This window comes from Actinomyces gerencseriae DSM 6844, from assembly GCF_000429265.1.
GTDB classification, from domain to species: domain Bacteria; phylum Actinomycetota; class Actinomycetes; order Actinomycetales; family Actinomycetaceae; genus Actinomyces; species Actinomyces gerencseriae.
The window spans coordinates 315203-321621 of the sequence record NZ_KE386872.1 but is presented as its reverse complement, the minus strand read 5'-3'; the positions used below and the strand labels follow the sequence as shown (position 1 = coordinate 321621).

Below are 6419 nucleotides of genomic sequence, written 5' to 3'. Positions count from 1 at the left end.
GTCGTACCCGGAAGCGCGCGGTCGTACCTTAAAGACCCTCTAAGGTACGACCGCGCGAAGTTGCGTACGACCGCGCGCGCCGGGGGTACGACCACGCGGCTTTACGTACGACCGCGCGGGACCGATGACGCACGGCGACGAAGCGGCATACGCTCCCCGGCGCCCCGGGCTCCACAGGCCGACGGCGCACGGCGCGCGGACCAGCAGCGCAGGACTGCGGGACCCGCGGAACGCAGCAGAACCCATGCCGACGCCAATGCGCGCACCCGCAAACAACGCGCGACGAGCACCCGGGACCTCCGAGACTCATTCGCGCAGGGGCGCGCCCGGAACGCTCTTAGCGCCGAACGAACCCCGCCGGCGGATAGTGCGGCGCGGGCCGACGTCCTCCGCGGAGACGACGACGAGCGGGCCCCGCCGGCAGGACGACGCAGGCCCGGGACGCGCGCCAGCACTCGCCCCGGAACCATGCCCCCCCGCACCGGGGACCGGGAGACGTCACATGCCTGATGACCTTTTCATCCTCGTGCCCGCTCCCCCACCGGGGACCGGGCCACACCCGCACCCGCCCCGGAACCATCCGACCCTTCCCGGGGCGGGGAGATCAGGTCCCCGCCACACCCGCACCCGCCCCGGAACCATCAACCGGCACCCCGAGACCCCGACGAGAGAAGACCCGAACAACCCCACCCACCACGCCCCCACAACACGAAGAACCGCAAAGGTGCGGTCACGCCCTGGGACCCCTCCGGGCGGATCCTGCGCATCCCCGGCGCGGCCTCCGGTGCGCTCACGCCCCGGGAACCCTCCACGTCGCCCGGGGGTCACGCGGGGAGCGGCCATCGCGCTCGACCAGCCCCTCATCGCGCAGGGCTTTGAGTCTCTTGAGCGCGGTCTGCCGCGTCACTCCCATTGCCAACGCCACGTCGGCGGTCCCGAGCGGCCCGGTCGACCGGAGCAGGGGCACGATGTCAAGCGCAGCATCGCCGACCCGCTGCGCGACCGGCTCGGAGATCCGCGAGGATGCGTCGAGCCGCACGATGACGCTCGTGGAGGTCTGCCGGTAGACCGGGTCCCCCAGACCCGACTGCCGCATCTCCCCCACCATGCGTCGGATCCCCTCTCCGAGCTCCTGAGCATAGCCGAGATCGGAGCACGCCCGGGCGATACGCGGATTCCGGGCGTAGCGCGCGATCTCCAGAGGGCGAGAGGGATCGATGAAGCCGGGGAAGCGCCCGGGCGACGAGACCTCGATGCGGTGCGGGAAGATCGAGATCCTGATGTGGTCTCCGGCCATCGAGTAGGAGCGATGGATGACGGCGTTGACCACCGCCTCCATCCAGGCCTCCCGCGGGATCACATCGACGGGTCCGAAACGCCCGTCCGCCCTCAGGGCCCGACGACGTGGCGCCCACTCGTCGACGAGCATCCGGGCGGCGTCGATGACATCCGGGATCGCGCCCTCCAGACGCCGGTCGCCGTCGGCGATCATGGTCTGCCGCGAGCCAGCGCCGGCTTCATCCTCCTGGTAGCGCAGGACCCGCACCAGAGACTGCGGGAGATACCGCTGGGGACGCTCGCCGAGAAGAAGAAGGCCCGCGATGGTCAGCCTGTCCTCCGCTGTGACGAGGCTCCTGGCCCGAAGCACGTGCAGGTCATCTCCGAGCGCACCGATGCACTGGCGGAGTCGATCCACGTGCCCGGGATCGATCGCGCTCATCCCGACCGGCGCCGGTTGAGCCTCGTAGCTGTCCGCCTCCCGATCGTAGACGAGCTCCTGCCACGCCGCTCGATTCAGTGCGATGGTCGAATCGCCCGCCCGGATGAAAGCCTCTCCGTCCGTACGCTGGTGGGCGTGCCGGCTGGGCGCCACGACGAAGAGCAGGACGCGGCCGGAAGTCCCCTCGCCGTCGACGACCTCGACCTCCTCGGTTCGAAGCAGCAATGGGGGCTCCACGAGCTCCACGGGAGTGCGGCGCAGGCGATTGATGCGACCGAGGTCGGCGTCACCGCCCTCAACCCTCCCCTCGCTCAGTCCAACGGCGACGATCCCGCCCTCGGCGTTCGCCATGCCGATGACCGCGGCGGCCAACTTCTTGGCGTCAACGCGGAAGGCCTTGCGCTCGAACCACTGCGACTCCGGGGCCGAGAGGAGTCTCGCCCCCCTCTCATCGGGATCGAGTCCGAGCAGCACGTCGAGATCAATCCAGTCCACAGAACCGACTGTAAAAGAATTAACAGTAGTTGTCAGTCGGGTTGTCAGTACTGCCAGAGCCGTCAACGACGCCACCGGTGACCGTCTGCGGTCCCCGGCAGCCGCCCGGATGCGGGTCTCCCGGCCCGGTGGCTCCCGCCCACGGGCCGCCGCTTCCGATGGTGCGCGGGTGTCCCTCACGGAGTCCAGCTCCGCCCCCGGACCGCCGGGCCGCTCCGCCCGGGGGCACTCGGGCCCACTCAGAAGTGCGAGCTCGACCCGGAGGAGCCCCCGCCGCCGGACCAGTCGCCGCCGGACCCGTCACAGCCGGACCAGCCCGAGACGGAGGGCGACCATATGGCCGCTGACGTGTACGTGATGACGAGTCCCGAGATCGGCAGTGAGTACTGCGACGAGTCGCCCGTTATCGGCACGCGTCGTCCGACTGCGCCCGAGCGACCGGCCTCCGGCGAGGACGGGTTGACTCGAATGGTCGAGGCCGGATCGTATGAGCCGCTCCTCCCGTTGAGACTCCATCTGCCCGAGTACCGGCGGGAGAAGTCGCCGGACCACGACTCCACCCCTTTCTCGAACATCCGGAGGCGCTCGGCGTGCCTGTGGGAGCGGTCGGCGTCGATCGCGCTCCTGGCCAGCTGCTCGGCCCAGAAGCGGATCTGACCGGAGATCGAGTCGAGCCGGTCCAGGGCCTCCGCGGGCCCCAGCCCGCCCCGGCCCAGCTCGACGGTCATCCGGTCCAGTGCACGCGCCTGCTCGCGCAGCCACATGCGCACGACGTGGATGTTCGTGCTCAGGGGGCGCCTGGCCTTGTGCATGCGGGGAGTGCCCGCCCCATCGCACAGGCTGTCGAGAACGGTCAGGTCCTCGCGGATCGGCCCCTGCTCATTGGCCCAGGCCTGCTGCCATCCGGCGGATCGCGTGAACAGTGCCGAGGCATGGGCGATGACACCGTTGAGCGAATCGAGCTCGGCCGCCCGGCGCTCCAGGTCCTGCGCCCTCGAACGCACCTTGAGCACCGCCCACTGCGCCCCACGCGGTCGCCCGAAATCGCCGAGACGCCGGGGAAGCTCGACGTAGTCCCTCTCACACGGACGAAAGCGGGCGAGGACCTGGGCGCCGTGGGCGTCGTCGGCGGGGATGAGCCCCGCCCTGCTCCGCATGACCTCGTAGTCGCGGATGACCCGGGCGCAGTGACGACACGCCCGCTCGAAGGCGCTCCTGCCGCTGATGGAGATCCGGACGAGCGCCGAGAGCTCGACGACCCCCAGGAGAACAACTCCCGCCGCCACCATGATCGCCTTGAAGGACAGGAACCGGCTCCCGATCGAGCTCGCGGTCTCCCGCGCCATGTCCTCGAAGCCGCCGGCCCAGTCGCCCGAGCGGAACGCTTTCTCGCCGGCGGACCGGATATCCCCCTGCGCATCCGCGTCGACCTCGACATCCTCGCCGACGTAGCAGCCGACCCAGCGACCGGACGGCGAAGCCGCCAGGACGATCACGTCATCGTCCCACTGGCTGGAGCCGGAGGAGAGGAGCCACTCGGGGTGCTCCGCGCGCGCGTAGTCGAGGACCTCACGATCGAAGTCGGCGTCGTAGTCGACGTCGAGCGTGAGGACCACCAGGTGGACATCCTCTCGGAAGTCGACCTGTTCGAGCGAGGTCCGGACGGCGTCGTCCTGAAGGATCCCGGCCTCGTCGTGGACCTCGACCCGAGGGGGACGCGTGCTGCTCGACGACATCCAGATGACGACGATCGGCAGCACGATGAGGGCGACGCCCAACGCGACCTTGAGGGCGAGCACGCCAAGGGCCCGACGGCCCCCGAGCACCTCCATAACCCTCACGATCACGCACCGGCCCGCTCAGAAGTGCGAGCTCGACCCGGCTCCGGAGAAGCCCCCGCCGGAGTACCCGCCGCCCGAGAAACCGCTGCCGCCGCCCGAACCGGAGGAGGACGGCGACCAGCTGGCCGCCGAGCTGTAACCGGTGACGAGCTCGGAGATCGGCGTCGAGAACTGGGAGGCCGATCCGGCGCCGACCCACCGCACACCGGAGGCGTCGGCGGCCGGGGAGGAGGGGTTGATGCGGATCGTCGAGGCCGGGTCGTAGGAGGACTGGTGCCCGCCCATGGCCCACCAGCCCGCGTAGCCGTTGGTCCTGCCCCACCCCCAGCCGCTCTGCGCGGACTCGTAGCGGCTGAGGCGGCCATCGCGATACGAGGACGTATCGGCCTCCAGCGCCCGGCGCGCCAGCGAATCGGCGCGGGCGCGCACGTCCCGGGAGATGACGTCCAACTCGTCGAGGGCCGCGGAGGGCGACAGCCGCCCCGAGGAGAGCTCGTTGGTCATGGCGGCCAGTCGGTTCGAGCGCTGCCGCAGCCAGTCGCGATCCTGCGCCGTACTGAGGTGACCCTTCGCCTCCACCGAGGCGCACAGGCTCTGGAAGGAGGCCAGGTCCTCATGGACGGGACCCTGCTCGTTGGCCCAGGCCTGCTGCCATCCCTCGGACATGGTCAGCAGGGCGGAGGCGTGGGAGATGGCGTCGTCGAGGGAGTCGAGCTCGCTGGCCCGGGTGTTGAGACCCCTGGCGTCCATCCGCCGCCTCCAGGAGAACCACTCGGCGCCGCGCGGCTCCCCGAAGTCGCGGAAGGCGCGGGTCAACTCCGCGTAGCGATCTTCGAACCAGGCGAAGCGGGCCAGCACCTGGGCGCCGTGGGCGTCGTCGGTGGGAATGAGCTCCGCCTTGATCTGCGTGCCCTCGTAGTCGGCGGTGACCTGCGCGTAGTGGCGCCGGGCCCGGGTGAAGGCCAGCCGGGCGCCGCTGCGACTCACGAGCATCAGGATCCCCAGGGCGCCGCCGCTGATCACTCCGAGCCCGGCGACGATGATCGCGCCCGACGGCGAGACGATCGGGCGGCCCATGACCTCGGCGGCATAACCGGCCATCTGCTCGATCCCCAGCGCCCACCGCTGCTCTCGGAAGGAGTTCTTGCCCGCTTCCTGAATCGCCCCCTGGACGGCGGTATCGACCTTGACGTCCTCGCCGAAGTAGCAGCCGGTCCAGCGGCCCGACGGCGAGACCGCCAGGATGACCAGGCCGTCCGCCCAGTAGTTGGAGTCGGAGGAGCTGATCCACTCGGGGTGCTTCTCGCGCGCGTAGCCGAGGACCTCGCTGTTGAAGTTGGCGTTGGGCTTGGCGTCGAGAGTGAGGACGGCGAGCTTCACGTCCTGGCGGAAGCGCAGGTTCTCCAGGGAGGAGGCGGTGGCGTCGGCCTGGAGGATCCCGACCTCGTCGTGGACCTCCACGGCGGGCGCGTGCACCTTGCCGAAGGGCCAGTAGGCGAATAGCGGCACCCCGACGACGAGCAGGATGACAACGAGAATCCTGAGGATCAATGACGCCACGGCGCGGGAACCGCCCCAGCGGATCAGTATGTTGCTCACGGGCCCCACAGTAGTCAGCGACGACCGCCCTCCGCGGCGGAAGCGGGCGACCCGCACGGGGAGGGCTGCCCCGGCGTGCGTTATCGCCGTGCTGGCCACCGTGGAGGGCGACCCGCACGGGGAGGGCTGCCCCGCCCTCACCCTTGGGGAGCGGATCTGACCTCGCCAATCCCGTCGCGCTCGCCTCTGACCCCTCCCCCCCCCCGGCGACGGGCCCGCGTCCGAGGGCGGCCGACGCGCTCAGGGCCGGACGGCGACCGCCTCGATCTCGACTCGGGCGCCCAGCGGGAGGGCGGCGACGGCGAAGGCGGCACGGGCGGGCAGCACCGGAGCGGTGAAGAAGCGGGCGTAGACCTCGTTGACGGCCTTGAAGTCGGCGATGTCGGCGAGCAGCACGGTGGTCTTGACGACGTCGGCGTACCCGAGGCCGGCCTCGACCAGAATGGCCCCCACATTCTTGAGAACCTGCTCGGCCTGGGCCTCGACGCCGCCCTCGACGAGCGCACCGGTGGCCGGATCCAGCGGCACCTGCCCGGAGATGTAGACGGTGCTGCCGGCGGCGGCGCCGGTGGACACGGCCTGGGAGTAGGGGCCGACGGCGGCGGGGGCCTCGGCGGTGGCGATACGACTGACGGTCATGGTCCCTCCTGGGTACACGGGTGCGTTTCCGGTGCAACGGCATGGGTACGCGAGCAACCGGGTCAGACTACCCATGCCCCGGGCGCCCGCCGACCTCCTAGACTGGGCGGCAGCCGCTCGCATCG

4 protein-coding genes are annotated in these 6419 nt (G+C 70.7%); all 4 read right to left on the bottom strand.

Translation table 11 applies throughout. From position 1 onward, the window contains the following. Nucleotides 1–790 precede the first annotated feature (790 nt). The 4 genes from G448_RS0113045 to G448_RS0113030 all read right to left on the bottom strand — a co-directional run bounded on the left by G448_RS0113045 (nt 791) and on the right by G448_RS0113030 (nt 6294). Nucleotides 791–2215, bottom strand: a complete 1425-nt coding sequence (locus G448_RS0113045) for an ATP-binding protein (protein ID WP_034495287.1) — start codon at nt 2213–2215, stop codon at nt 791–793. A 239-nt stretch (nt 2216–2454) separates the two neighbouring features. After that, nucleotides 2455–4047 (bottom strand): DUF5129 domain-containing protein, encoded by a 1593-nt coding sequence (locus G448_RS0113040; protein WP_034495286.1) that lies wholly within the window; start codon nt 4045–4047, stop codon nt 2455–2457. Nucleotides 4048–4074: 27 nt separating this feature from the next. Next, on the bottom strand, nt 4075–5655 hold the full coding sequence (locus G448_RS0113035) for a DUF5129 domain-containing protein (protein WP_034495284.1): 1581 nt from the start codon (nt 5653–5655) through the stop codon (nt 4075–4077). Nucleotides 5656–5895: 240 nt separating this feature from the next. Next, nucleotides 5896–6294: a Rid family detoxifying hydrolase gene (locus tag G448_RS0113030; RefSeq protein ID WP_026408334.1), complete on the bottom strand. Its 399-nt coding sequence runs from the start codon at nt 6292–6294 to the stop codon at nt 5896–5898. Between the last annotated feature and the right edge of the window lie 125 nt (nt 6295–6419).